General features: G+C 64.7%; 22 protein-coding genes. 12 read left to right on the plus strand and 10 right to left on the minus strand.

Annotated features, from left to right (window positions below):
- Window positions 1-213: 213 nt before the first annotated feature.
- Genes cyoD through cyoA form a run of 4 tightly spaced genes read right to left on the minus strand, consistent with a single transcriptional unit; the run spans window position 214 to window position 4,060 of the window.
- On the minus strand, window positions 214-540 hold the full coding sequence (cyoD, locus tag U5A65_RS07810) for a cytochrome o ubiquinol oxidase subunit IV (RefSeq protein ID WP_321945964.1): 327 nt from the start codon (window positions 538-540) through the stop codon (window positions 214-216).
- Window positions 541-1,152, minus strand: a complete 612-nt coding sequence (cyoC, locus tag U5A65_RS07815) for a cytochrome o ubiquinol oxidase subunit III (RefSeq protein WP_321911501.1) — start codon at window positions 1,150-1,152, stop codon at window positions 541-543. It abuts the gene before it with no gap.
- Window positions 1,152-3,161, minus strand: coding sequence for a cytochrome o ubiquinol oxidase subunit I (cyoB, locus tag U5A65_RS07820; protein WP_321911503.1), 2,010 nt, complete (start codon window positions 3,159-3,161; stop codon window positions 1,152-1,154). Before cyoB ends, cyoC begins: the two co-directional genes overlap by 1 nt.
- Before the next feature lie 5 nt (window positions 3,162-3,166).
- A complete protein-coding gene (gene cyoA / locus U5A65_RS07825; RefSeq protein ID WP_321911505.1) occupies window positions 3,167-4,060 on the minus strand; it encodes a ubiquinol oxidase subunit II in 894 nt (297 codons plus the stop codon).
- A 646-nt stretch (window positions 4,061-4,706) separates the two neighbouring features.
- Between cyoA and U5A65_RS07830 the strand changes: the two genes are divergently transcribed.
- Window positions 4,707-5,531 (plus strand): IclR family transcriptional regulator, encoded by an 825-nt coding sequence (locus tag U5A65_RS07830; RefSeq protein WP_321911506.1) that lies wholly within the window; start codon window positions 4,707-4,709, stop codon window positions 5,529-5,531.
- Window positions 5,532-5,600: 69 nt separating this feature from the next.
- On the opposite strand, the gene U5A65_RS07835 is transcribed toward U5A65_RS07830, so the two are convergent.
- The 4 genes from U5A65_RS07835 to phnF form a co-directional block, all read right to left on the minus strand.
- Window positions 5,601-6,521 carry a LysR family transcriptional regulator gene (locus U5A65_RS07835; RefSeq protein ID WP_321911508.1) on the minus strand — a complete coding sequence of 307 codons (921 nt, stop codon included), beginning with the start codon at window positions 6,519-6,521 and terminating at the stop codon, window positions 5,601-5,603.
- Window positions 6,522-6,633: 112 nt separating this feature from the next.
- Window positions 6,634-7,185: a phosphonate metabolism protein/1,5-bisphosphokinase (PRPP-forming) PhnN gene (phnN, locus tag U5A65_RS07840; protein WP_321934077.1), complete on the minus strand. Its 552-nt coding sequence runs from the start codon at window positions 7,183-7,185 to the stop codon at window positions 6,634-6,636.
- Window positions 7,182-7,910 (minus strand): DUF1045 domain-containing protein, encoded by a 729-nt coding sequence (locus tag U5A65_RS07845; RefSeq protein WP_321945965.1) that lies wholly within the window; start codon window positions 7,908-7,910, stop codon window positions 7,182-7,184. The genes phnN and U5A65_RS07845 overlap by 4 nt, the downstream gene beginning before the upstream one ends.
- Window positions 7,907-8,662, minus strand: coding sequence for a phosphonate metabolism transcriptional regulator PhnF (gene phnF, locus U5A65_RS07850; protein ID WP_321911513.1), 756 nt, complete (start codon window positions 8,660-8,662; stop codon window positions 7,907-7,909). Before phnF ends, U5A65_RS07845 begins: the two co-directional genes overlap by 4 nt.
- A 221-nt stretch (window positions 8,663-8,883) precedes the next feature.
- On the opposite strand from phnF, the gene phnG reads away from it, so the two are divergent.
- The 10 genes from phnG (at window position 8,884) to U5A65_RS07900 (ending at window position 19,144) form a co-directional block, all read left to right on the plus strand.
- The gene (phnG, locus tag U5A65_RS07855; RefSeq protein WP_321945966.1) at window positions 8,884-9,402 is read left to right on the plus strand and encodes a phosphonate C-P lyase system protein PhnG; all 519 of its coding nucleotides are present in this window, start codon (window positions 8,884-8,886) and stop codon (window positions 9,400-9,402) included.
- A complete protein-coding gene (gene phnH / locus U5A65_RS07860) occupies window positions 9,399-10,040 on the plus strand; it encodes a phosphonate C-P lyase system protein PhnH (RefSeq protein WP_321911515.1) in 642 nt (213 codons plus the stop codon). The genes phnG and phnH overlap by 4 nt, the downstream gene beginning before the upstream one ends.
- Window positions 10,040-11,164, plus strand: a complete 1,125-nt coding sequence (locus tag U5A65_RS07865; RefSeq protein WP_321911516.1) for a carbon-phosphorus lyase complex subunit PhnI — start codon at window positions 10,040-10,042, stop codon at window positions 11,162-11,164. Before phnH ends, U5A65_RS07865 begins: the two co-directional genes overlap by 1 nt.
- Window positions 11,161-12,090 (plus strand): alpha-D-ribose 1-methylphosphonate 5-phosphate C-P-lyase PhnJ, encoded by a 930-nt coding sequence (locus U5A65_RS07870; protein ID WP_321911518.1) that lies wholly within the window; start codon window positions 11,161-11,163, stop codon window positions 12,088-12,090. Before U5A65_RS07865 ends, U5A65_RS07870 begins: the two co-directional genes overlap by 4 nt.
- On the plus strand, window positions 12,087-12,857 hold the full coding sequence (gene phnK / locus U5A65_RS07875) for a phosphonate C-P lyase system protein PhnK (protein WP_321945967.1): 771 nt from the start codon (window positions 12,087-12,089) through the stop codon (window positions 12,855-12,857). Before U5A65_RS07870 ends, phnK begins: the two co-directional genes overlap by 4 nt.
- Window positions 12,858-12,867: 10 nt before the next feature.
- Complete coding sequence (gene phnL, locus U5A65_RS07880; protein ID WP_415764388.1) at window positions 12,868-13,677, plus strand: phosphonate C-P lyase system protein PhnL; 810 nt, start codon at window positions 12,868-12,870, stop codon at window positions 13,675-13,677.
- Window positions 13,678-13,723: 46 nt separating this feature from the next.
- Window positions 13,724-14,857, plus strand: coding sequence for an alpha-D-ribose 1-methylphosphonate 5-triphosphate diphosphatase (locus U5A65_RS07885; protein ID WP_321945968.1), 1,134 nt, complete (start codon window positions 13,724-13,726; stop codon window positions 14,855-14,857).
- A gap of 477 nt (window positions 14,858-15,334) precedes the next feature.
- On the plus strand, window positions 15,335-16,102 hold the full coding sequence (locus tag U5A65_RS07890) for an ABC transporter substrate-binding protein (RefSeq protein WP_321911524.1): 768 nt from the start codon (window positions 15,335-15,337) through the stop codon (window positions 16,100-16,102).
- Between the two features lie 252 nt (window positions 16,103-16,354).
- Window positions 16,355-17,473 (plus strand): succinylglutamate desuccinylase/aspartoacylase family protein, encoded by a 1,119-nt coding sequence (locus U5A65_RS07895; RefSeq protein WP_321911526.1) that lies wholly within the window; start codon window positions 16,355-16,357, stop codon window positions 17,471-17,473.
- 501 nt (window positions 17,474-17,974) lie between these two features.
- A complete protein-coding gene (locus tag U5A65_RS07900; RefSeq protein ID WP_321945969.1) occupies window positions 17,975-19,144 on the plus strand; it encodes a porin in 1,170 nt (389 codons plus the stop codon).
- A 174-nt stretch (window positions 19,145-19,318) separates the two neighbouring features.
- Here the strand turns inward: U5A65_RS07900 and U5A65_RS07905 are convergent, their stop codons facing one another.
- Window positions 19,319-19,660 carry a zinc ribbon domain-containing protein YjdM gene (locus U5A65_RS07905; RefSeq protein ID WP_321911531.1) on the minus strand — a complete coding sequence of 114 codons (342 nt, stop codon included), beginning with the start codon at window positions 19,658-19,660 and terminating at the stop codon, window positions 19,319-19,321.
- Between the two features lie 149 nt (window positions 19,661-19,809).
- On the opposite strand from U5A65_RS07905, the gene U5A65_RS07910 reads away from it, so the two are divergent.
- Entirely contained in the window at window positions 19,810-20,226 is a 417-nt protein-coding gene (locus U5A65_RS07910) for a DUF6232 family protein (RefSeq protein ID WP_321934070.1), read from the plus strand.
- A 29-nt stretch (window positions 20,227-20,255) separates the two neighbouring features.
- On the opposite strand, the gene U5A65_RS07915 is transcribed toward U5A65_RS07910, so the two are convergent.
- The gene (locus U5A65_RS07915; protein ID WP_321945970.1) at window positions 20,256-22,709 is read right to left on the minus strand and encodes a glycogen/starch/alpha-glucan phosphorylase; all 2,454 of its coding nucleotides are present in this window, start codon (window positions 22,707-22,709) and stop codon (window positions 20,256-20,258) included.
- Window positions 22,710-23,183 lie beyond the last annotated feature (474 nt).

Consider the following 23,183-nt stretch of genomic DNA (forward strand, 5'->3'; position numbering starts at 1 on the left):
GAGATCGATCGCGCACGTCCTCGTGCGATTTGTTCGACTGTCGAACTAATGATCGTTTATCGAACAATTTGACGGCCATAATAGGCGCGTCCCGGGACGAGTGTCAAGCACGCGGACATGTGGCGCCAAAAGCGAAAAAGCCGCACAGGGCGGGTGCCCGTGCGGCTTCGCGGTTTCAGGCGGGCGCGAAGCGCCGGCCGGTGCGTCAAACGCTTAACGCGACATCATGTGCATGCCGACGTTGTGCATGACCCAGATCGTGCCGAAGATCAGGAACGCGGCGGCCAGCACCGTGTACGCAAGCGACAGCACGTTCCAGCCCTGCCCCGGCGACGTGTTCAGATGCAGGAAGAACACGAGATGCACGACCACCTGCACGAAGGCAAGCACGGCGATGGCGATCATGGCCGTGGTGGCGTCGAGCGAGCCTTGCAGGACAACGCCGAATGCACCGGCAGTCAGCAGCACCGAAAGAATAAAGCCCGCCACATAGCTGCCGAGGCTGCCGTGCGACTCTGCATGAGCATGAGATTGAGCCATTTAGAGCACGCTCCCCAGATAGACAAAAGAAAACACGCAGATCCACACCACGTCGAGAAAGTGCCAGAAGAGGCTCAGGCACGTGAGGCGGCGGATTTCCTGCTCGCCAAGCTGCCGCGCGCGAACCACCTGGATCATCATCACGAGCATCCACACGAGGCCAAAGAACACGTGCAGGCCGTGCGTGGCGACAAGCGTGAAGAACGACGAAAGGAACGCGCTGCGCTGCGGGCCGGCGCCTTCTGCGATCAGGTGCGAGAACTCGCGCAGTTCGAGCACGAGGAACGACGCACCCAGCACGAAGGTGACAGCGAGCCAGCCGAGTACCATGCCGTTCTTGCGCTGCTGCGCGCCGAGCATCGCAAAGCCGTATGTGATGCTCGAAAGCAGCAGCACGGCCGTTTCGAGCGCAACACCCGGAATATCGAACAGGTCCTTGCCCGTCGGGCCGCCCGCGAACTGGTGACCCAGCACGCCGAACGTGGCGAACAGCGCCGCGAACAGCACGCAGTCGGTCATCAGGTAGACCCAGAAGCCGAATACCGAGTGCGACTCAGGATGATCGTGGTGATCGAGTTCGGCAAGGGTTGCCGCATTGGTTTTCTGCAACATCAGATTGCCTCCTCGGCGACCAGATCACGCTTGGCCACGGCGACGCCGGTGCCGAAGCGCCGTTCCTCGATCTCGCGGACCTTCGCGGCCGGAATGTAGTAACCGTCGTTCTTGCCAAAGCTCTTGATGATGATCGTCAGCACAATGCCGACGAAGGCGAGCACCGCAAGCCACGTGATGTGCCACACGGCGGCAAAGCCCAGCACGAGGCTAAGAATGCCGATGATGAGGCCCGCCGCCGTGTTGGACGGCATATGGATGTCCGTGTATTTCGCGGCGAGCCCGTACCCGCGGCCCGTTTCCTTCATATGCGCGAAGGCGTCGATCTCTTCAACCTGCGGAATGACCGCGAAGTTGTAGACCGCCGGCGGCGAGGACGTTGCCCATTCGAGCGTGCGGCCGTCCCACGGATCGCCATTCACGTCCTGGCACTCAGCCTTGTTGCGGTTCACGAAAGCCATCACCCACAGCAGGACCTGCAACACGATACCGAGCCCGATGATCGCTGCACCAATGGCGGCAACGACGAAGTACGGATGCCATTCCGGCACGTCGTAGTGATTCGTGCGGCGCGTGGCGCCCATGAAGCCGAGCACATAGATAGGCACGAAAGCCACGTAGAAGCCGATGAACCAGCACCAGAACGACGCCTTGCCGAGCTTTTCGCTGGGCTTCAGGCCAAACACCTTCGGGAACCAGTACTGCAGGCCCGCGAGGTAACCAAACACCACGCCGCCGATAATGGCGTTATGGAAGTGCGCGACGAGGAATAGCGAGTTGTGCAGCACGAAGTCCGCACCCGGAATCGCCATCATCACGCCGGTCATGCCGCCGATCGAGAACGTCACCATGAAGCCGATGGTCCAGAGCACCGGCGCGGTGAAGTGGACGCGGCCGCGGTACATCGTGAACAGCCAGTTGAAGATCTTCACGCCGGTTGGAATGGCGATAATCATCGTCGCGATGCCGAAGAACGCGTTGACGTCAGCACCGGAGCCCATCGTGAAGAAGTGGTGCGCCCACACGAGGAACGCCAGCACCATGATCGCGCACGAGGCGTAGACCATCGTCTTGTAGCCAAACAGCGGCTTCTTGCAGAACGTGGCCATCACTTCCGAATAGATGCCGAACGCAGGCAGCACGAGGATGTACACCTCGGGGTGGCCCCACGCCCAGATCAGGTTCAGATACAGCATGGCGTTGCCGCCGCCGTCGTTCGTGAAGAAGTGCGTGCCGACGTAGCGGTCGAGGCCGAGCAGCGCCACGGCGATCGTGAGGATCGGGAACGTGGCCATGATGAGCACGTTCGAGCACAGCGCCGTCCACGTGAACACCGGCATCTTCATGAGCGTCATGCCCGGCGCGCGCATCTTGATGATCGTGACGAAGAAGTTCACGCCCGTGATCAAGGTGCCGACGCCAGAGAGCTGGACCGCCCAGATGTAGTAATCCACCCCCACGTCCGGACTGAACTGCAGCTCAGAAAGCGGCGGATACGCAAGCCAGCCCACCTTCGCGAACTCACCGATCACGAGCGAGAGGTTAATGAGGATCGCGCTGAACACCGTCATCCAGAACGAGAGCGAGTTCAGGAACGGGAACGCCACGTCGCGCGCGCCGATCTGCTGGGGCACGATAAGGTTGAAGAAACCGACCATGAGCGCCATCGCCATGAAGAAGATCATGATGACGCCGTGCGCCGTGAAGATCTGGTCGAAGTGGTGTGGCGGCAGGTAGCCGGGCGAATTGAACGCCAGGGCCTGCTGCACGCGCATCATGACCGCGTCGGTGAAGCCGCGCACGAGCATGAGCACCGCCACGATCATGTACATCACGCCAATGCGTTTGTGGTCCACGCTGGTGAGCCACTCGGTCCAGATGTACTTCCACTTGCCAGTCACCGTAACGAGACCGAGCGCGCTGATCACGATCAGCGCCATGAACGCCGCCGCGATCACAATGATGGGCTGATCGAACGGGATCGCCTCTAATGTGAGTTTTCCGAACATGCTGCTTACCCCTTGGTCACGCAAGACGGGTCGAAATTCGTGACGTGCCCGTTGTTGTACTTCGCGATGATGTTATTGAAGAGCTTCGGGTCGACGGTCGAGAAGTACTGCACCGGCGCTTTCTCCTGCGGCTGCGAAACCGTTGCGTACTCGTCCATCGAAAGCTGGGTGGACGACGCCTTCACCTTCTGCACCCACGCGTCGAAGTCCTGCTGGCTCGTGGCGAGTGTGCGGAACTTCATGTCCGAGAAACCCTTGCCGCTGTAGTTGGACGAGAGACCGTCGAAATCGCCGGCTTCGTCGGCGATCAGGTGCAGACGCGTTTGCATGCCCGCCATGGCGTAGACCTGGGTGCCCAGCTGCGGGATGAAGAACGAGTTCATCACCGCGTCCGACGTGATGCGGAAGTTGACCGGCGTGCCCACCGGCACGGCAAGCTGGTTCACCGTGGCGATGCCGAGGTCCGGGTAGATGAAGAGCCACTTCCAGTCGAGCGCGACGACTTCGACGTTGATGGGCTTCACACTCGACTCCAGCGGCTTGTACGGATCGAGCTCGTGCGAGGTGCGCCACGTGAGGATGGCGAGGAACAGGATGATCGCGGCCGGAATGGCCCAGACCACCACTTCGATCACCGTGGAGTGGGCCCACTTCGGCGCGTAGGTCGCGTTGCGGTTCGAAGCGCGGTAGCGCCACGCGAACACGAGCGTCAGGATGATGACGGGCACCACGACCAGCAGCATGGCCCACGTGGCCGTGAGGATGAGCGACTTCTCGGCCGCGCCCACGCTGCCCTTCGGGTCCAGCACGGCGAAATTGCCGCTGCACCCCGCAAGAGAAACGAGCAGCCCGCTGCCGAGGGGGATTAACCACCTTTTAAAGGCTTTTCTGTCTTTCATGTTTGCCTGTTCTTCCGTTGTCCACCAAAACGCGAAACACCCAACACATTTGCATCGCAAAATCGCCACGCAAAATGCACCCGTATCGTATTCAGCGCGATTCTACGGAAAGCACCAATCTCAAAATTTGATCTTTGCTAAGGATTCGCGAGCGGGACAAAGCTCGCCCAGGCAAGCGCGACGGAAAGCCGCAATTATCTTTCTAATAGCTTTCATCTCGCAAACGACCACGGTGCGGCGGTTTCAGCGCGGCACCCAGCGCGCGCGCAGGCAAAGAAGGGGATCGAAGCGATGCGCGGTGCGATCGATGAATTGTCAGAAAATATGCCAATTCATTCGAATTTCGACGTCGCTTTTATCCTGATTTTAATGTCATGACATGCCAATATTCAGACTTAAATAATCGGCTCATACGTCAATATTTTTCGACCACAGCTAATTGACTGAAATCAAATAATTGAATGTCAATTGATCCAATGTGCGCATTTGACGCATGTCATGGCACACCGCGCGATCGACGTTTGCTCGGGCGCCCCGCCCCGAAGGTTTGTGCCCCCTTCGACCCCGCCGCTTGTTGGCGAAACCGATCGCTTGCGCTATCTTGATAGCCTATCCAAGCGCCGCAGCAAGATCGACCGCCACGCCCATGAATTCCGCTTCCAGTGCCTCGCCAAACCGCTCCGCCGACCAGCAGGAGATCCCCGAAAAGCCGGGCGACTCCTATGTGCAGTCGTTCGCGCGCGGGCTTTCGGTCATCCGCGCGTTCAACGCCGAGCATCCCGAGCAGACCTTGACCGACGTCGCCGCCGCCACGGGCCTCACGCGCGCCGGGGCGCGCCGAATTCTGCTCACGCTGCAGACGCTCGGCTACGTCGAAGCGGAGGGGCGGCTCTTTCGCCTCACTCCGCGCATTCTCGACCTCGGCTTCGCGTACCTCACGTCGATGCCGTTCTGGAATCTCGCCGAGCCGGTGATGGAGGCGCTTTCGCAGGAGGTGCACGAGAGCTGCTCGGCGGCCGTGCTCGACCGCACCGAGATCGTCTACGTGCTGCGCGTGCCCACGCACAAGATCATGACGATCAACCTCTCGATCGGCAGCCGCCTGCCTGCGTATTGCACCTCGATGGGGCGTGTGCTGCTCGCCTCGCTCGACGACGCCGCGCTCGACGAAACGCTCGGCTCCTCGCCGCTCTACGCGCATACGGCGCGCACGGTCACCGACGTCGGCGAACTCAAGAAGATCATCGCGCAGGTGCGCCAGCAGGGCTGGGCGATCGTCGATCAGGAACTGGAAGGCGGGCTCATCTCGATCTCCGCGCCCATTCGCAACCGGCAAGGCCGCGTGATCGCCGCGATGAACATCAGCGGCAACGCGCAGCGCACTTCCGCCAAGCAGATGGTGAAGACCTTCCTCGATCCGCTCCAGCAAGCCGCGGCGCGCGTGTCCGGCATGGTCGCGCGGCGCACCTGAAGGCGACTGTTCGCCGCTTCCCGCCACTTCTCGCAACTGAGCGCGCCGCCCGGCGCGCTCGAAGCCAGTTCAGGCGACCTCGGCAAACACCTGCACGAGCCAGTCCGCGAAAGCGCGCACGCGCAGCGACAGCTGGCGGTTCTGCGGATACAGCACCGAAACTGGCAACGGCGGCGGCGGGTGGTCAGGCAGCACCACGCAAAGCTCGCCGTTGGCGAGCAGTTCGCGCACGCGATAGCGCGGCACCTGCACGATACCGAGCCCCGCCAGCGCGCCCGACGTGTAGAGTTCCGCGCCATTCACGGCGACCGGACCCGGCAGCGTCACGTTGACAACACCTTCGGGTGTCGTGAATTCGAGCGGAAGTGCACGGCCCGTAGCCGGCGAAACATAGTTCACGGCCCGATGACCTGCGCGGCCAGGATGTTCCGTGCGTGTGCCCGCGAGCGCCTCGATCGACTCCGGGTCGCCGTGCCGTTCAAGGTACGCGGGGCTCGCACAGGTCACCTGCTCGAGCAGCGCCACGCGCCGCGCGATCATCGACGAGTCGGCCAGCTCGCCCGCGCGCAGCACGCAGTCCACGCCCTCGCGCACGAGATCGACAAAGTGGTCGCCCGAGCCGATAAAAAGCTCGATGCGCGGGTAGCGCGCGAGAAAGTCGGGCAGGCGCGGCATCACGAAATACTGCGTGAGCGTGCCCTGCATGTTCACGCGCAAACGCCCCTGCGGATCGGTGTCGCGAAACGCCTCCTCGGTTTCCTCGAGGTCGGCGAGCAGGCGCATGCAGCGCTGGTAATAGGCGTCGCCGTCGAGCGTCGGCTTCACCTGGCGCGTGGTGCGCTCGAGCAGGCGCACGCCCAGGCGCGCTTCGAGACGCTTGATCGAATTGGTGACCGTCGCGCGCGGCAGGTTCAGATCCTCGGCCGCCTGCGTGAAGCTGCGGCGGTCGACGATGCGCGTGAAAATCTGCATCTCCTGGAAACGGTCCAAGGGCATTCTCGTTGAGTTCTCGGGTCGCCTGAATCTTCTCACGGCAACCGCACCCAACCAAAAATCCCCCAGCCCGGTCGAGCCCTTAAGCGGCTGTTAAGCGCGGCGCTGGCTACCCCGCCGCCGCCTGCCGCACGAGTTCGACGAACGCCTCGCCCGCTTCCTCCAGATGCCCGGAGTTGTCGATACGCGCGAACGCCGCGCCCGCCGGCACCTCGAACGGCGCGCGCCGCGCGAGGCGCGCCGCAACCTGCTCGGGCGTTTCGCGCGCGCGGGAAGCGAGGCGCGCGGCCAGCACGTGCTGCGCGGCTTCGATATGCACGAGCGTCATGCGCGGGTAGCGCTCGAACGCCTCGCCGGCGTAGGCACGCGAGCCGTTCACCACGACGGTGCAGCCAAGCGTCATCCACTGGTCGATCTCGACGCCCACGCCATAGTGCAATGCATGGCTGCGCCATTGCAGCGCGAAGAGGCCGCGCTGCGAGCGCGCCTCGAACTCGGTTTCGGTGAGCGCGACGTGGTTCTCGCCGCCGCTGTCCTCGCGCGTGATGTAGCGATGCGCAAACACGACGTCCTGACCGGACAGGCGCTCGCGCGCGTACCGCAGCAGCGTGTCCTTACCCGCGCCCGAAGGCCCCATGACGTAGATCAGACCGCCCTTCATGCGCGCTCCCCCGCGAACGGCAGGCGGCGCCACAGCACGAACGGCGCGCCCGGCTCGGGTTCGACGAAGAGCGCCGCGCCCTGCACCGGCAGCGGGCCGGCATCGCGCATCCGCGCGTTCCAGGCATCGACGAGTTGTGCGCACGTTTGCGCGTCGTTCAGCGAATCGGATAGCGTCATGTGAAAGCGGAATTCTTCGAACACGTACGGGTAGCCCCACGCTTCGACGTACGCGCGCTGGCGCGACGTGAGCGGCGCGTCCAGGCGCTTCGCAAGTTCGGCGGGCGTTTGTGGAGCGCGCAGCGAGCCGAGCGCGCGCAGTGCGTTGGCTGCCAGTTCGCGCAGCGCGGTTTCGCCAGCGTCGTCGGCGGGGCGCAGCGCCACGAAGCGGCCGAGCAACGCCGCTTCGACGTGGGCCTCGAAGCGCGCCTGCTCCTGCGCCCACTGCCGTGCGGCGGCAAGGAGCGCCGTGGGCGTCACGCCTCGCGACAGACGGAATGGCGGCACAAGGGTGCCGTGCCAGCCATAGCGGCGTGGCGCGACCGAGAGCGTTTCCAGCGGCTGCGGCAAGCCGGTGAGCCACGGCGGCGGCGCGAGGGTGTCGCCCGTTTCCGGATCGCGGCCAAGCCACGCGCAGCCCGCCTGCCACCACGCCGACTCGCGCGGCGGCGCATAGTAAAGCGCGAAGCGCGCGGCTTCGCTCCAGGCTTCGTGCAGCACGCTCATAGGTCGTGCTCCACCATCAGCTGCACGCGGTCGGCGGCGAAGTGCGTGACGCCGTACTTGATCGGCACGCCATCGAGATCGACGTCGACGTTCTCGACCCACAGCACCGGCTGCTGCCGGTTGATGTTCAGGCGGCGCGCCACTTCGGCATCGGGCAGCACGCTGCCAATACGGCTCCACTTGCGCAGATAGTCCGTCACGCCGTATTCGGCGAGCGCCTTCGACGTACTGTCGACACGTTCCATGACGACGGGCAGATCGGCGAAGCGCGCGGCGGGATACCAGCTGCGCGCATACGTGAGCGGCACGCCGTCCGACTCGTGCAGCGTTTCGAGCCGGTACACGAGCGCGCCCGCGCGCAGCCCGAGCGCCTTGGCGACCGTGGGGTCCGCCTTGCCGCGCGACGACGCGAGAAGCTTGCCCGCCGCCGCATGCTGATGACGCTTCAGATTCTCCGTAAAGCGCGTGCGCTTGCCGATGGTGTAATCGATTGCGCCGGGCTGCACGAAGGTGCCGCGCCCCTGCTCCACGCTCACGAGGCCCAGCGCCGCGAGGCCCAGCATCGCGCGCCGCACCGTGTGGCGGTTCACGTCGAAGCGGCGCGCAAGCTCGCCCTCGCTAGGCAGCCGGCCGTCTTCGCCGAAGCCCTTCGCAGCGATCTCCGCCGCGAGGATCTGTTCGATCTGCCGCCACACCGCCACCCCCGCGCCGCGCTCAAGCAGGCTGGACGGCGCCTCGTCGTTCGATGTCATGGTGCTGTCATTCCTCTCGGTTCCAATAGCGTTTTGTGCATTGTAGTGCGCAGGGCGTGATGGAAATATGAAAACCTCCGTTGCGCTCGCGTTGGACGACTGTACCACTAAACGTCTAGACGTTTAGATGAATAGATGGTTCAATCGATGTGCAGACCCGGGCTGTTCGCCAGGCGCAGTTGCCATGTCCGTTCTCACCCGTTCACGACACAGGAACTCCGATGAACGCTTCCTCCACCCCATCCTCCGCGACGGCCACCCGGCGCGCATGGATGGCCGTTCTCGCGCACACCCCGCGCGCCGAGCTTGAAGCGGCGCTCAGCGACGCGCTCGCCGGTGCACCCGAGCCCGCTTTCGACTGGCTGCGTCCGCCACAAACCGGACTCGCCATGGTCCGCGGGCGCATTGGCGGCACCGGCGACGCCTTCAATCTGGGCGAAGCCACCGTCACGCGCGCCACGCTGCGTCTGCGCGCCTCAACCGCCAATGGCATTGAAGGCGCCGATGCCAATGCGCCCGGCCCGGTCGGCGTGGCCTGCCATCTGGGCCGCGATAAACGCCGCGCCGAGCTGGCCGCGCTCGCCGACGCGCTGCTGCAGCTGCCCGCACGCCACGACCAGTTGCGCGTGCAGCTGATCGAACCGCTCGCGGCGCGCCTCGCCGCACGACGCAACGCACGCCGCGCCGACGCCGCCAGCACGCGGGTCGAGTTCTTCACGATGGTTCGAGGTGATGCATGAGCAACGAACGCAATGCCATGACGCCCGATTTGCTCGCGGCGCTCGCGCCCGGCTTCGGCGATCCCGTTCACGACACGCAGACCGTGTTCCGCACACTGCTCGACGCGCTCGCGCGCCCCGGCACGATCGGCGTCATCGAAACGCCGCTGCCCGCGGCCACGGCGGCGAATGCCTCGCCCGCGCGCGCCGGCCTCGCCGCCTTCGCCTCGCTGCTCGCACTCGCGGACTACGCGACGCCGGTCTGGCTCGCCCAGCCCGACGCCGCGCTCGCGGCCGCGCTGCGCTTTCACGCAGGCGCGCCGTTTGCGCAGGAAGCGCGCGAAGCCGCGTTCGCCTACGTTCATAACGCGGCCGCGCTGCCGCCGCTCGAAGCCTTCGCGTGCGGCACGCCCGAATCGCCGGAGCAGTCGGCCACCGTGTTCGTGCGCGTCGATTCGCTCACGGGCGGCGCGCCGCTCACGCTGCGCGGCCCTGGCATCGAAACGACCTGCAGCATCGCGCCCGCCGGCCTGCCCGAGCGCTTCTGGCGCGAACGCGCCGCCCTCGCGCCGCACTTCCCGTGCGGCATCGACTTCTATCTCGTGTGTGGCGACCGTCTGATGGGCCTGCCGCGCACCACTCTCGTGGAGATGCACTGATGTACGTCGCCGTCAAAGGAGGGGAACGCGCGATCGAAGCGTCGTGGCGTCTGCTCGACGAAGCACGCCGCGGCGACACGCGCGTGCCCGAGCTGAGCGTTGCGCAGATCCGCGAACAGATGCGCCTCGCCGTGGCGCGCGTGATGGCCGAAGGTTCGGTCTACGACGAAGAACTCGCCGCGCTCGCGATCAAGCAGGCAGCAGGCGATCTCGTCGAAGCGATCTTCTTGCTGCGCGCCTATCGCACCACGCTGCCGCGCTTTGGCTATACGCAACCGGTCGAAACGGAAAACATGGTGGTGGAGCGCCGCATTTCCGCGACCTTCAAGGATGTGCCCGGCGGCCAGGTGCTCGGCGCGACCTACGACTACACGCAGCGCCTGCTCGACTTCGCGCTGCTGGCCGAAGGCGACAGCGCGGAGACCGCCACGCCCGAGGCGCCGCGCGCAACGCCGCCCGCAGAGGCCATGCCGCGCGTGGTCTCGCTGCTCGACAAGGAAGGCCTGATCGAACAGGAAACGCGCTCGCCGCAAGCGCGCGAACCCGGCGACCTCTCGCGCGAGCCGCTGGCGTTTCCTGCCGACCGCACCGTGCGCCTGCAGAATCTCGCCCGCGGCGACGAGGGTTTCCTGCTCGCGATGGGCTATGCCACGCAGCGCGGCTACGCGCATTCGCACCCGTTCGCGGGCGAGATCCGTTTTGGTTCGGTCTGCGTAGAAATGATGCTGGACGAACTCGATGAGCCCGTCGAAATGGGCGAGATCGATCTGACCGAGTGCCAGATGATCAACCAGTTCGCGGGCGCGAAAGACGTGCCGCCGCAATTCACGCAAGGCTATGGCCTCGCGTTCGGGCACGCGGAGCGCAAAGCCATGGCGATGGCGCTCGTCGACCGCGCGCTGCGCGCCGAGGAGCTGGGCGAGACGATCGCCTCGCCGACTCAGGACATCGAATTCATGCTCTCGCACAGCGACAACGTGGAAGCCTCGGGCTTCGTTCAACACCTGAAGCTGCCGCACTACGTAGATTTTCAGGCGGAGCTGGAACTCGTGCGCAAGCTGCGCGCGCAGCACGAAAGCGGCGCCGATGTCGACGCCGAAGCGCAAAACAAGGAGGCCGCATGAACGCGCCCGATACCTTGCAATCTCCCGCAGCCGAACTCGCGTCGCACGAAACACAGGCCGTCTCGGGCTATAACTTCGCGTACCTCGACGAGCAGACCAAGCGCATGCTGCGCCGCGCGCTGCTCAAGGCCGTGGCCGTGCCGGGCTACCAGGTGCCGTTCGCCTCGCGCGAAATGCCGCTGCCGTATGGCTGGGGCACGGGCGGCATTCAGGTGACGGCGGCGATCATCGGCGCGAAGGACACGCTCAAGGTCATCGACCAGGGCTCGGACGACACCACGAACGCCGTGAACATCCGCCGCTTTTTCGCGCGCACCACGGGCGTGGCCACTACGCGCCGCACGAGCGAGGCGTCGATCGTCCAGACGCGGCACCGCATTCCCGAAACGCCGCTCACCGACAAGCAAATCCTCGTGTACCAGGTGCCGATGCCCGAGCCGCTGTTCCGCCTGGAGCCGCGCGTGGCCGAATGCAAGAAACTGCATGCGCTCGCCGACTATGGCCTCATCAGCGTGAAGCTTTACGAGGACATCGTGCAGCACGGCAGTATCGCCACCACGTACGACTACCCGGTCACGGTGAATGGCCGCTATCTCACGTCGCCCTCGCCGATTCCGAAGTTCGACAACCCCAAGCTCCATATGAACGCCGCGCTGCAGTTGTTCGGCGCGGGCCGCGAGCGCCGCATCTACGCGATTCCGCCGTACACGCCGGTAAAGAGCCTCGACTTCGACGACCATCCATTCGAAGTGCAGCGCTGGGAGCATGCATGCGCGCTGTGCGGCTCGCGCGAAAGCTTCCTCGACGAGATGATCGTCGACGACGCGGGCAAGCGCATGTTCGTGTGCTCGGACAGCGACTACTGCCACGACCGCCGCGAAGATCTCGATGCGCACGCAACGAACGAAGCAGGAGAAAACGCATGACGCCGCTGCTAAGCGCAAGATCGCTCACGAAGCAGTACGGCGGCCGAAACGGCTGCCGCGACGTGAGCTTCGACCTGTATCCCGGCGAGGTGCTGTGCATCGTCGGCGAATCGGGCTCGGGCAAGACCACGCTGCTCAACGCGCTCGCGCTGCGCACGGAGTCCGACTCGGGCACGCTGCACTACACGAACTCGAATGGCGAAACGCTCGACCTGCGCACGCTTTCCGAGCCGCGCCGGCGCCTGCTAGCGCGCACCGAATGGGGCTTCGTGCAGCAGAATCCGCGCGACGGCCTGCGTGCCGGCGTTTCCGCGGGCGCCAATATCGGCGAGCCGTTGATGGCCGTGGGCGCGCGCCACTACGGGCAGATCCGCCACACGGCGCAGCAATGGATGCAGCGCGTGGAGCTGGACGCCCAGCGCATCGACGAATTGCCCTCGGCGTTTTCGGGCGGCATGCAGCAGCGCCTGCAAATCGCGCGCAACCTCGTCACGGGGCCGCGCCTCGTCTTCATGGACGAACCCACGGCCGGTCTCGACGTGTCCGTGCAGGCGCGCCTGCTCGACCTGCTGCGCACGCTCACGAGCACGCTGCATCTTTCGGTGCTGATCGTCACGCACGACATTGGCGTGGCGCGCCTGCTCGCGCATCGCTTGATGGTGATGCAAGGCGGCACGGTGGTCGAATCGGGCCTGACCGACCAGGTGCTGGACGACCCGCAACATCCCTATACGCAGACGCTGGTGGCCTCCGTGCTGCCGGTCTAGGATGATCGACATGACTTTCACTTCATCATCGGCTGAATCGTCGGCGGTGCGCGAATCCCGTGGCACGCGCGCGTTCATCGAACGCCCCGCGCTCATGCTGCGCGCCGAAGACGTGCGCAAGACCTTCACGCTGCACGGCCAGGGCGGCATCGGCATCGAAGCGCTCGCAGGCGTTTCGCTCGACGTGGAGCGCGGCGAATGCATCGTGCTGGTCGGACCGTCGGGCGCGGGCAAGAGCACGTTTTTGCGCTGCCTGTACGGCAACTATCTCGCAAGCGGCGGCTCGATCGCAATCCGCGACGAGGGCGCGCCGCTCGAGCATCTGGAAATCACGGGCGCAGCGCCTCATGACATCCTGCGCCTGCGCCGCAACGTGGTGGGCTACGTGAGCCAGTTTTTGCGCGTGATTCCGCGCGTGAGCGCGCTCGACATCGTGGCCGCGCCGCTCGTTTCGCGCGGTGTGGAGGAAGACGAAGCGCGCGAGCGCGCGAAAACTCTGCTTGCACGCCTGAACGTGCCGCAGCGCCTCTGGCCGCTCGCGCCCGCCACGTTCTCGGGCGGCGAGCAGCAGCGCGTGAACATCGCGCGGGGCCTGATCGCGCAGCACCGCGTGCTGCTGCTCGACGAACCCACCGCCTCGCTCGACGCGGAAAATCGCGAAGTCGTCGCGAGCCTGATTGGCGAGGCGCGCGAGCGCGGCGCGGCGATCGTCGGCGTGTTCCACGACGAGGACACGCGCGCGCGCGTCGCCACACGCGTGCTCGAACTCACCGCGCCGCGCGCGAGCGCAAACGATGCGCCGCTCACCGCTGCAGCCTGAATACCGCCTGAACGGCACCAACCGATATCTGATACGGAGCCTGACGATGTTGATCAAAAACGCTCGCATCGTGACGCGAGACGAAGTTTTCACCGGCACGCTAAGCGTGGAAGACGGCAAGATCCGCGACATCTCGCGCGGCTCGACCGCCGCGAGCGAAGCCGAAGACTGGGAAGGCGACTTCCTGCTGCCCGGCCTCGTCGAACTGCACACCGACAACCTGGAAAAGCACCTCGCGCCGCGCCCCGGCGTGCACTGGAACACCGACGCCGCATTCGTCATTCACGACGCGCAGATCGCGGCCGCCGGCATCACCACGGTCTTCGACGCGCTCGCCATCGGCACGCGCCTCGCCGTGGGCGTGCGCGGCCGCGACGTGCAGCTTGCGAGCGCCAACGCCCTCAAGCGCTTTTCCGAGCGCAACCTGCTGCGCGCGGAGCACTTCCTGCATCTGCGCTGCGAAATCGCCACCGAAGACGTGATCGAGCTGTTCGACACACTGAGCGGCCACCCGCTGCTGCGCCTCGCCTCGGTGATGGACCACACGCCGGGCCAGCGCCAGTGGCACGACCGCGAGCAGTGGCGCAAATTTCAGGAGCGCCACGGCAAGTGGACCGACGAGCAGACGAACACCATGCTCGCCGAAATGGCCACTGAGCAGGAGCGCTACGCCGACGCGCACCGCCTTGAAATCGTGCAGCGCTGCCGCGTGCGCGGCATCCCGCTTGCGAGCCACGACGACACGCTCGTCGAACACGTCGAGCAGGCCGCCGCCGAAGGCATCGTGCTCGCCGAATTCCCGACCACGCGCGTCGCCGCCGAGGAAGCGAAAAAACGCGGCATCGCGACGATCATGGGCGCGCCGAACGTGGTGCGCGGCGGCTCACACTCGGGCAACGTCTCGGCGCTGGAACTGGCGCAGGCCGACCTGCTCGATATCCTCTCTTCCGACTACGTGCCGTCGAGCCTCCTGACCGCCGCGTTCGACCTCGTGACCAAGGCAGACTGGACGCTGCCGCGCGCGCTCGCCACGGTCTCGTGGGAACCCGCCAGCAAGTCGGGCCTGCACGACCGCGGCGCGATCGAGCCGGGCCTGCGCGCGGACTTCGTGCGCGTGACCATGCTCGACACGCTGCCCGTGCCGCGCGCGACGTGGCGCGCAGGTGTGCGCGTGGTCTGACGGAGTTGACGCGGTGCAGCCGCTCGATCTGCTGCACCGCGACAAAAACGGCGCGCCGGTTGGCTTCATCCAGACCGAAAGCCGACGGCGCGCCATCGATTCGATTTCAATCTCCCTTCATATCGTTGACGACGCCGCGCTCACGCCGCCTCGCATTCCTCCGACTGTTGCGGCCGAGCATCGTGCAACCCCTCTAAAGCGCCTCGCAACGGCCCGCCCGTACTGGCTCGTACGCCTTATCCCACAAGGCTTTGCGTTAAATCGTACAAGCGCACGGGCGTACACTTAGCGGGTCACTTTCCCGCTATCCGGTATTACACTAGCGACGCAGCAATTTTGACCTGGTAAGCTTGCCGCGCTTTGCTGGCTGCAGGCTGGCGGGTCCAACAATAATCCAGCGCGAGCCGCGCCGGAAAATGCGCCTTGGCGGCACGACCGCACGCGGCGCGCCCTGAACCATCTCGAGGAGTACCCATAGTGAAGAAACTGCTTGCCACCCTCTCGGTTGCCCTGCTCGCCGTCTCGGCCGGCGTCGCCCACGCGAAGGACTGGTCCACCGTGCGTTTCGGCGTCGACGCCAGCTACGCACCGTTCGAATCCAAAGCACCCGATGGCAAGCTGGTCGGCTTCGACATCGACCTCGGCAACGAAATCTGCAAGCGCCTGAACGCCAAGTGCGTGTGGGTCGAGCAAGACTTCGACGGCATGATCCCGGGCCTGAAGGCCAAGAAGTTCGACGGCGTGCTCTCGTCGATGACGATCACCCCGCAGCGCGAGCAGCAGATCGCCTTCTCGGCGAAGCTGTTCAACACGCCGACGCGCCTCGTCGCCAAGAAGGGCTCGAGCCTCGCGCCGAGCGCTGACTCGCTCAAGGGCAAGTCGGTTGGCGTCGAACAAGGCACGATCCAGGAAACCTATGCCAAGGAAAACTGGGCACCGAAGGGCGTGAACGTCGTTCCTTACCAGAACCAGGACCAGGTCTACGCCGACCTGATCTCGGGCCGTCTGGACGCAGCGCTGCAGGATGAAGTGCAAGCGGATCTGGGCTTCCTGAAGACCCCGCGCGGCGCTGGCTTCCAGTTCGCCGGCAAGGAAATCCCGACGGGCGCCGCCGCTATCGGCCTGCGCAAGGAAGACGCCGACCTGAAGACGAAGATCGACAAGGCGATCGCCGACATGATCAAGGACGGCACGTACAAGAAGATCGAAGCCAAGTACTTCGACTTCGACGTGTACGGCGGCTAAGCACCCTAAGCACCGCATCGCGCCGGCGCTGCATCACGGCGCACGAAGCCCGGACTAGCGTCCGGGTTTTTTCTTTTGCGGATTTTTATTTCGGATTCCGTATTTTATGGGCGATGCCGGACATGCGCTCAGGCGGGCTGGTTCCGGCGCCGCGCTGAATCGGCTAAGATCGGTCTACGGCCCCTGCGTGTTCCTGCGGGGCCACATTCACTCCAACACCTTTTGCGGGCCGACGCGCCTCGCGCATTCATCATGCAAACCCGAAACCACCCGTTGATCGCGCCCGCCCTCGGTACCGCGCGGGAACTTGTCAGTTTCCACTACGGCAAAGCCGGCGCTAACCAGAAGGTCTACATCCAGTCCTCGCTGCACGCCGACGAGCTGCCGGGCATGCTCGTCTCGTGGGCGCTGCGCCGCAAGCTCGCGGAGCTGGAAGCCGCGGGCCGCCTGCGCGGCGAAATCGTGATCGTGCCGGTGCCCAACCCCGTGGGCCTGAATCAGCACTGGCTCGGGCACATGATCGGCCGCTTCGAATCGAACACGGCGCAGAACTTCAACCGCAATTTCCATGAGCTCACCGCGCTCGTGATGCCCAATATCGAGGCGCGTCTCGGCTCCGACGAAGCCGCGAACCGTACGGCCATCCGCGCGGCCATGGGTGAAGCGCTGGCCACGCAGCAGCCGAAGACCGAACTCGATTCGATGCGGCTCGCGCTCCAACGCCTTTCGTACGACGCCGACATCGTGCTGGACCTGCATTGCGACTGGGAAGCCGCCATGCACATCTACACGAACCCCGAGCTGTGGCCCGATGTCGAACCGCTCGCGCGCTATCTCGACGCGAAGGCGTCGCTCCTCGCGCTCAACTCGATCGGCAATCCGTTCGACGAGATTCACAGCTTCTGCTGGTCGGAGCTGCGCGAACATTTCGGCAAGCGCTATCCCATTCCGTACGGCTCGATTTCGGTCACGGTAGAGCTGCGCGGCCAGCGCGACGTTTCGCACGAGCTCGCCGAACACGACGCCCAGGCCATCGTCGACTATCTGATCGGGCGCGGCGTGATCGAAGGCACGGCGGCGCCGCTGCCGCCGCTCGCCCATGCGGCCACGCCGCTCGCGGGCACGGAGCCGATCGTCGCGCCGGCCAGCGGCGTGCTCGTGTTCCGTGTGGATTGCGGCACGTGGGTGGAGCGGGGTGCGGCAATTGCCGATGTCATCGACCCGCTCGCCGACACCGTGACAACGCTGCATGCGGGCGTGAGCGGCGTGATGTACGCACGCCACAGCGCGCGCTTCGCGACGGCCGGCATGGAGGTCGCACGCATTGCCGGTGAAAAGCCCATTCGCAGCGGCTCGCTCCTCTCGCTGTAACGGCAACGCCTTACCGTAAAAGGGCTCGCACCACCGGTGCGAGCCCTTTTTTCATGAGCTTTCCCCGTTATTTCAATTATTTCGGATAGCTAATTTCAAACTTCCATGAATCGATGGCAATCAGCCATGTAAAGCGCGCATTGATCGGCCGTTAATGCGTTCTTGAGATTAATCAATTCCAACTTGAAGCCAGATTCAAAAGATCGATTAACCCGGCAAATAGAAGAAAGCTTAGAAAAAAATTTTATATGGCCGAATGCCGCAATCCGGCCTTTCAAATTGACAGGAAAATCGGCCGCGAACCCAGTATTGGCGGGCCTCATGCGCCGTTCTCCCCGCGCGCAAGCCGTGTGTCGCATCCACACAACAGAACGACGACAATTTCCCTACAAAGCCTTACTGTCACATTCCTTTCGTTGTCGACCCTTAAATTGCAGCCCGTCGCATTGACCGGCCCATAAGAGGCTGGAGTAGTCATCTTTCCTTTACCCGGAGAAACAGTTGAAAAAGAAAATTCTGACCACCGCTATTCTTGCCTCGATTGCAGGCGTTGCCCACGCACAAAGCAGCGTGACGCTGTACGGCGTGATCGACGCGGGTGTGAACTACATCAGCAACGTGAAGAATGCGACGAACGGCAGCTCGCATCAGTTCTCGTATGGTGACGGCGTAGCTCAAGGCAGCCGTTGGGGCCTGCGCGGCACGGAAGACCTGGGCGGCGGCCTGAAGGCGATCTTCGTGCTCGAAAACGGCTTCAACAGCGGTAACGGCACGGCTGGCCAGGGCGGCGCGATGTTCGGCCGTCAAGCGTTCGTCGGTCTGACGCAATCGAACATCGGTTCGCTGACGTTCGGCCGTCAATACTCGTTCAACACGGACATTCTCGGCTCGCAGTACTCGACGGGTGGCAACACGGTTTCGGGTAACTGGGCCTACCACTTCAACGATATCGACCAGCTGACCTCGAGCCGCATCAACAATGCGGTCAAGTTCCAGAGCGTGAACTTCTCGGGCTTCACGTTCGGCGGTCTGTATGGCTTCTCGAACTCGACCTCGTTCGCCGGCGCACCGGCAACGGGCACGACGGCCAACCCGGTCGCCGGCTCGTCGCGCGCATACAGCTTCGGCGCGAACTACGGCTACGGCCCGTTCAGCCTCGGCGCTGCGTACACGAACATCACGTACCCGGGCCAGACCACGCCGTCGACGACGACGACGATCGCCAACGTGCCGCAGGGCGCGCTGCGCGACCTGCGCTCGTTCGGCGTGGGTGGCCGCTACATCGTCGGCCCGGCAACGCTGTGGGCCCTGTGGACCAACACGCTGCTCTCGCCGATCGCCGGTTCGTCGACGCTCTACAACGCGTACGAAGCAGGCGGCAAGTACGCCTTCACGCCGGCTCTGTCGGCAGGCCTTGGCTACACGTACTCGCGCACCTCGGGCAGCCAGACGGCTCACTGGAACCAGGTCAACGCATCGCTTGACTACGCGCTCAGCAAGCGCACCGACGTGTACGGCCTCGTGTCGTACCAGGACGCGTCGGGCACGCTCGCGAACGGCCAGAAGGTTCAGGCGCAGATCGGCGACTCGGGCTCGAACATTTTCCAGCCGTCGGGCACGGGTTCGCAGGATCAAGTCGCGGTTCGCGTCGGTATCCGCCACAAGTTCTAAGCAACAGCGGCAGCCGGCGGCTCATCCCGCCGGCTCTGCTCGGCGCGCCGCAGCGCACGCTGCACGCCGCGCCTTACCGGACGGGGCATCCCTTGGGATGCCCCGCTTTTTTTTGGTTCATCGCAGTTCTGCCGCGGCGCAAGGGCAAAACCGGCGGGCGCCGGACGCCCTTCGTCACGCCTTCTTGACGAACTCCGACTTGAGGCTCATCGCGCCAAAGCCGTCTATCTTGCAATCGATATCGTGGTCGCTGTCCACCAGGCGGATATTCTTCACTTTGGTGCCCATCTTGATCACGCCACCGGAACCCTTGAGTTTCAGGTCCTTGATGACCGTGACGGTATCGCCGTCCTGAAGGACATTGCCCGCCGAATCGCGATACACCCTGCCCGCCGTTTCGGCCGGCGCGGCGGCTTGCCGCGACCATTCGTGCGCACACTCCGGGCAGATGTAGACGTCGCCATCTTCGTAGGTGAACTCGGAATTGCATTTCGGACAGCGTGGCAATGCGCTCATGGTGAATCCCTGGTGCCGACTTGGGCAATAAAAGCGCGCAAGTATAGCGGCTGGCCATGCGTGCGGCCTGCGACGTTATGCCCGCCACGGCCCCACCCTGGCCCCGCTTCTGGTACGCTGCGCTCTCTCACCTCGCAGCTATCGAACCGATGGAACTCCCTTTCAACGAAGCCGCCGTCTCGGTCACGCGCAACGCGCTCTCCGCAGCCGGCCAGGTCTTCCCCATGCGCGACATCGAAGACGTGCGCATCGTCATCGGGCGGCGCAGCCGCGCCGTGCCCATCGCGATCAGCCTCGTCGGTGCCGCCGGCGCTGTCGTGGGCGGCGTGCTCGGCTCGGCGGCCGGTCTCGCGTGCGGCGTGATGGTGATCGTGGTGGGCTGGCTCGCGTGGCTCTGGCAAGAGGCCATCCATCGGCTCTATGTCGTGACGGGCGGAGAATCGCGCGAGGCAGTCACGAGCCTCGACCCGGCATTCCTCGAACGCGTGGTCGAGGCAGTACGCATCGCCAAGGCCGCGCAAGCGGCCCAGGCCGAAGGCGGCACGACGCGGCCAACGGCGCCCTGATTCTGCCGGTGGCACGGCAGACCTGCCCCTCACTCCATCTCGATCGATTTCACGTGCCAGATATCGCGGGCGTACTCCGCGATCGCACGGTCCGATGAGAATTTCCCCATTCCCGCCACGTTTTCGATCGCGCTCGCGGTCCACGCCGGCACGTCCATGAAGCGCTGGTCGGCGGCTTCCTGCGCCTCGATGAAAGCCGAGTAGTCGGCCAGCACGAGGTAGTGGTCGCCCCAGTCCACGAGCGTGTGGAAGATGTCCGTATAGCGCGCCGTATCGTGCGGCGAAAAGAAACCCGTGCGGATCTGGTCGAGCGCGCGGCGCAACTCGGCGTTTTCCTCGTAGACCTGGCGCGGCCGGTAGCCCGCGCAACGCAACTGGTCCACCTGGTCGGACGTGTGTCCGAAGATGAAGATGTTGTCCTGCCCCACGGCCTCGCCGATCTCGATGTTCGCACCGTCCAGCGTGCCCATCGTGAGCGCGCCGTTGAGCGCGAGCTTCATGTTGCCGGTGCCCGACGCTTCGGTGCCCGCCGTCGAGATCTGCTCGGAAAGGTCCGCCGCCGGAATCAGCATTTCGGCCACGCTCACACCGTAGTTCGGCACGAACACCACCTTGAGGCGATCGCCCACCACGGGATCGTTGTTGATCTTCGCGGCCACGTCGTTGATCAGGTGAATGATCATCTTCGCCATGCGGTAGGCCGAGGCGGCCTTGCCCGCGAACAGCACGACGCGCGGCACCCAGTCGCGCTCCGGCGCTTCCAGAATGCGGTTGTAGCGTGTGATCACGTGCAGCACGTTGAGCAACTGACGCTTGTACTCGTGAATGCGCTTGACCTGCATGTCGAACAGCGCGTCGGGATTGAAGACAATGCCCGTGCGCTGCAACGCGCGGTGTGCGAGGCGCACCTTGTTGCTGCGCTTGGCCGCGCGGAACGCGGCTTCGAACGCGGCATCGCCACGCAGCTTGCGCAGCGCGCCCAATTCGAAGAGATCGCTGCGCCAACGCGGCCCGATCGCTTCGTCCACGAGGTGCGCGAGTGGCGGGTTCGCCTGCGCGAGCCAGCGGCGCGGCGTGATGCCGTTGGTCACATTCGTGAAGCGGTCGGGAAAAAGGCGCGCGAAGTCGGCGAAGATATCGCGCGTCATCAGTTGCGAGTGCAACTTCGAGACGCCATTCACCTTTTGGCTCGCCACGATCGCGAGATAGGCCATGCGCACGCGGCGCTGGCCGTATTCGTCCACGAGCGAGATGCGGCGGATCTGGTCGAGATCGTGCGCGCCGCGGTCGCTCGCTTCGCGCAGGAACGCCGCGTTGATGTCGAAGATGATTTCGAGGTGGCGCGGCAGCAAACGCGCCAATAGTTCGACGTCCCAGGTTTCCAGCGCTTCGGGCATCAACGTATGGTTTGTGTACGAGAACACGCGGCGCACGTGGGCCATCGCATCGTCCCACGGCAGATGATGCACGTCCACGAGCAGGCGGATCAGTTCAGGAATCGCCAGCACCGGGTGCGTGTCGTTCAGGTGCACCGCGACCTTTTCGGAGAAGCGCCCGAACGTGCTGTGTGTGCGCAGGTAGCGGCGAATCAGGTCCTGCATCGTCGCCGAGACGAAGAAATACTCCTGGCGCAGGCGCAACTCGCGCCCGGCCATCGTCGAGTCGTCGGGATAGAGCAGACGCGAAACGTTCTCGGAGATGTTGCGCGCTTCCACCGCGCGCTGATAGTCGCCCTGGTTGAACGCCGAAAGATCGAGTTCTTCATCCGCGCGCGCGGACCACAGCCGCAGCGTGTTGGTCGCGCTCGTGGCGTAGCCGGGAATCACCGTGTCGTAGGCCATGGCGTTCACATGCTGCGTGTCGACCCACTCCACATGCCCGTTGCGCTGCAAGGTGCGGCCGCCAAAATGCACGGGGTACTGGACCTCGGGCCGCGGAAACTCCCAGGGGTTGCCATAGCGCAGCCAGTAGTCGGGCGCTTCGACCTGCTCGCCGTTCACGATCTGCTGGCGGAACATGCCGTAGTCGTAGCGAATGCCATAGCCAAAGCCCGGAATGCCGAGCGTCGCCATCGAATCGAGAAAGCACGCCGCCAGCCGGCCGAGGCCACCGTTGCCGAGCGCGGCGTCGGGCTCGTAATCGAGCACGGTCTCCATGTCGACGCCCACACTCGCGAGCGCCTCTTTCATCTGCTCGTGAATGCCGAGTGCGATCAGCGCGTTCGAGAACGTGCGGCCGATGAGAAACTCCATCGACAGGTAATAGACGCGTTTGACGTCCTGATCGTACTGGCGGCGCGTGGTGATCATCCAGCGCTCGACGAGGCGGTCGCGCACGGCGAGCGCCGCGGCGTGCAGCCAGTCTTGCGGACGCGCCGTGACGGCGTCCTTGCCGACACCGTACATCAGGCGATTGGAGAGGGAACGGCGCAGCGCTTCGACGCTGCTTTGCAACTGATCGAACTCGAGACCGATGGCTGTCATCGACGACTCCTGTCGAAGAAGCAGAGCGTCCCAAAATGGTGCAGGACGCGCGGTTGTTCCGGGCCTGCGCCGCGCGGGGCGGAACGGGACGATGACGCATCGGCGTCGCGGCGCAAAAGGCCGGCACCGCTCGCCAGCGAGCGCAGATCAATTTGCAGAGTAGTGCATTTTCAAATCGTGTGCGGCGGCGCGCAAATCGCGCGCGGACGCTAGCCGCCCGGCAGGCGGAACCCGCCGACCGCCTCGATCCCTTGCCATGCGGACGGCTCCGCGCGCGCAGCGCGGCGGCACGCGTGCGCGCGACGGGACTGGCAGTTAGTTGCGATATGACGGCGCTCGATGGCATTCGACGACGATTGCGCGCGGCCCAAAGCCTTACAGTCACCCCACGCTCTGAAGCGTCTCCTGCAAAACCAGCCGGGCTCTGTAACAATCGCAAAGTTCGTCCGTGCGGCCCGCGCCGCAGCCTTCATC

This window comes from Paraburkholderia sp. J10-1 (assembly GCF_905220165.1).
Classification (GTDB): domain Bacteria; phylum Pseudomonadota; class Gammaproteobacteria; order Burkholderiales; family Burkholderiaceae; genus Paraburkholderia.

What these genes read in the sequence shown, in the direction of transcription:
- U5A65_RS07915 (WP_321945970.1), bottom strand. Translation starts at nt 22,709, where the DNA reads ATGACAGCCATCGGTCTCGAGTTCGATCAGTTGCAAAGCAGCGTCGAA.
- phnG (WP_321945966.1), top strand. Translation starts at nt 8,884, where the DNA reads ATGAACGCTTCCTCCACCCCATCCTCCGCGACGGCCACCCGGCGCGCA.
- U5A65_RS07895 (WP_321911526.1), top strand. Translation starts at nt 16,355, where the DNA reads ATGCAAACCCGAAACCACCCGTTGATCGCGCCCGCCCTCGGTACCGCG.
- U5A65_RS07905 (WP_321911531.1), bottom strand. Translation starts at nt 19,660, where the DNA reads ATGAGCGCATTGCCACGCTGTCCGAAATGCAATTCCGAGTTCACCTAC.
- U5A65_RS07910 (WP_321934070.1), top strand. Translation starts at nt 19,810, where the DNA reads ATGGAACTCCCTTTCAACGAAGCCGCCGTCTCGGTCACGCGCAACGCG.
- cyoD (WP_321945964.1), bottom strand. Translation starts at nt 540, where the DNA reads ATGGCTCAATCTCATGCTCATGCAGAGTCGCACGGCAGCCTCGGCAGC.
- phnH (WP_321911515.1), top strand. Translation starts at nt 9,399, where the DNA reads ATGAGCAACGAACGCAATGCCATGACGCCCGATTTGCTCGCGGCGCTC.
- phnN (WP_321934077.1), bottom strand. Translation starts at nt 7,185, where the DNA reads ATGAAGGGCGGTCTGATCTACGTCATGGGGCCTTCGGGCGCGGGTAAG.
- phnK (WP_321945967.1), top strand. Translation starts at nt 12,087, where the DNA reads ATGACGCCGCTGCTAAGCGCAAGATCGCTCACGAAGCAGTACGGCGGC.
- U5A65_RS07845 (WP_321945965.1), bottom strand. Translation starts at nt 7,910, where the DNA reads ATGAGCGTGCTGCACGAAGCCTGGAGCGAAGCCGCGCGCTTCGCGCTT.
- phnL (WP_415764388.1), top strand. Translation starts at nt 12,868, where the DNA reads ATGACTTTCACTTCATCATCGGCTGAATCGTCGGCGGTGCGCGAATCC.
- U5A65_RS07865 (WP_321911516.1), top strand. Translation starts at nt 10,040, where the DNA reads ATGTACGTCGCCGTCAAAGGAGGGGAACGCGCGATCGAAGCGTCGTGG.
- cyoA (WP_321911505.1), bottom strand. Translation starts at nt 4,060, where the DNA reads ATGAAAGACAGAAAAGCCTTTAAAAGGTGGTTAATCCCCCTCGGCAGC.
- cyoC (WP_321911501.1), bottom strand. Translation starts at nt 1,152, where the DNA reads ATGTTGCAGAAAACCAATGCGGCAACCCTTGCCGAACTCGATCACCAC.
- U5A65_RS07885 (WP_321945968.1), top strand. Translation starts at nt 13,724, where the DNA reads ATGTTGATCAAAAACGCTCGCATCGTGACGCGAGACGAAGTTTTCACC.
- phnF (WP_321911513.1), bottom strand. Translation starts at nt 8,662, where the DNA reads ATGACATCGAACGACGAGGCGCCGTCCAGCCTGCTTGAGCGCGGCGCG.
- U5A65_RS07870 (WP_321911518.1), top strand. Translation starts at nt 11,161, where the DNA reads ATGAACGCGCCCGATACCTTGCAATCTCCCGCAGCCGAACTCGCGTCG.
- U5A65_RS07830 (WP_321911506.1), top strand. Translation starts at nt 4,707, where the DNA reads ATGAATTCCGCTTCCAGTGCCTCGCCAAACCGCTCCGCCGACCAGCAG.
- cyoB (WP_321911503.1), bottom strand. Translation starts at nt 3,161, where the DNA reads ATGTTCGGAAAACTCACATTAGAGGCGATCCCGTTCGATCAGCCCATC.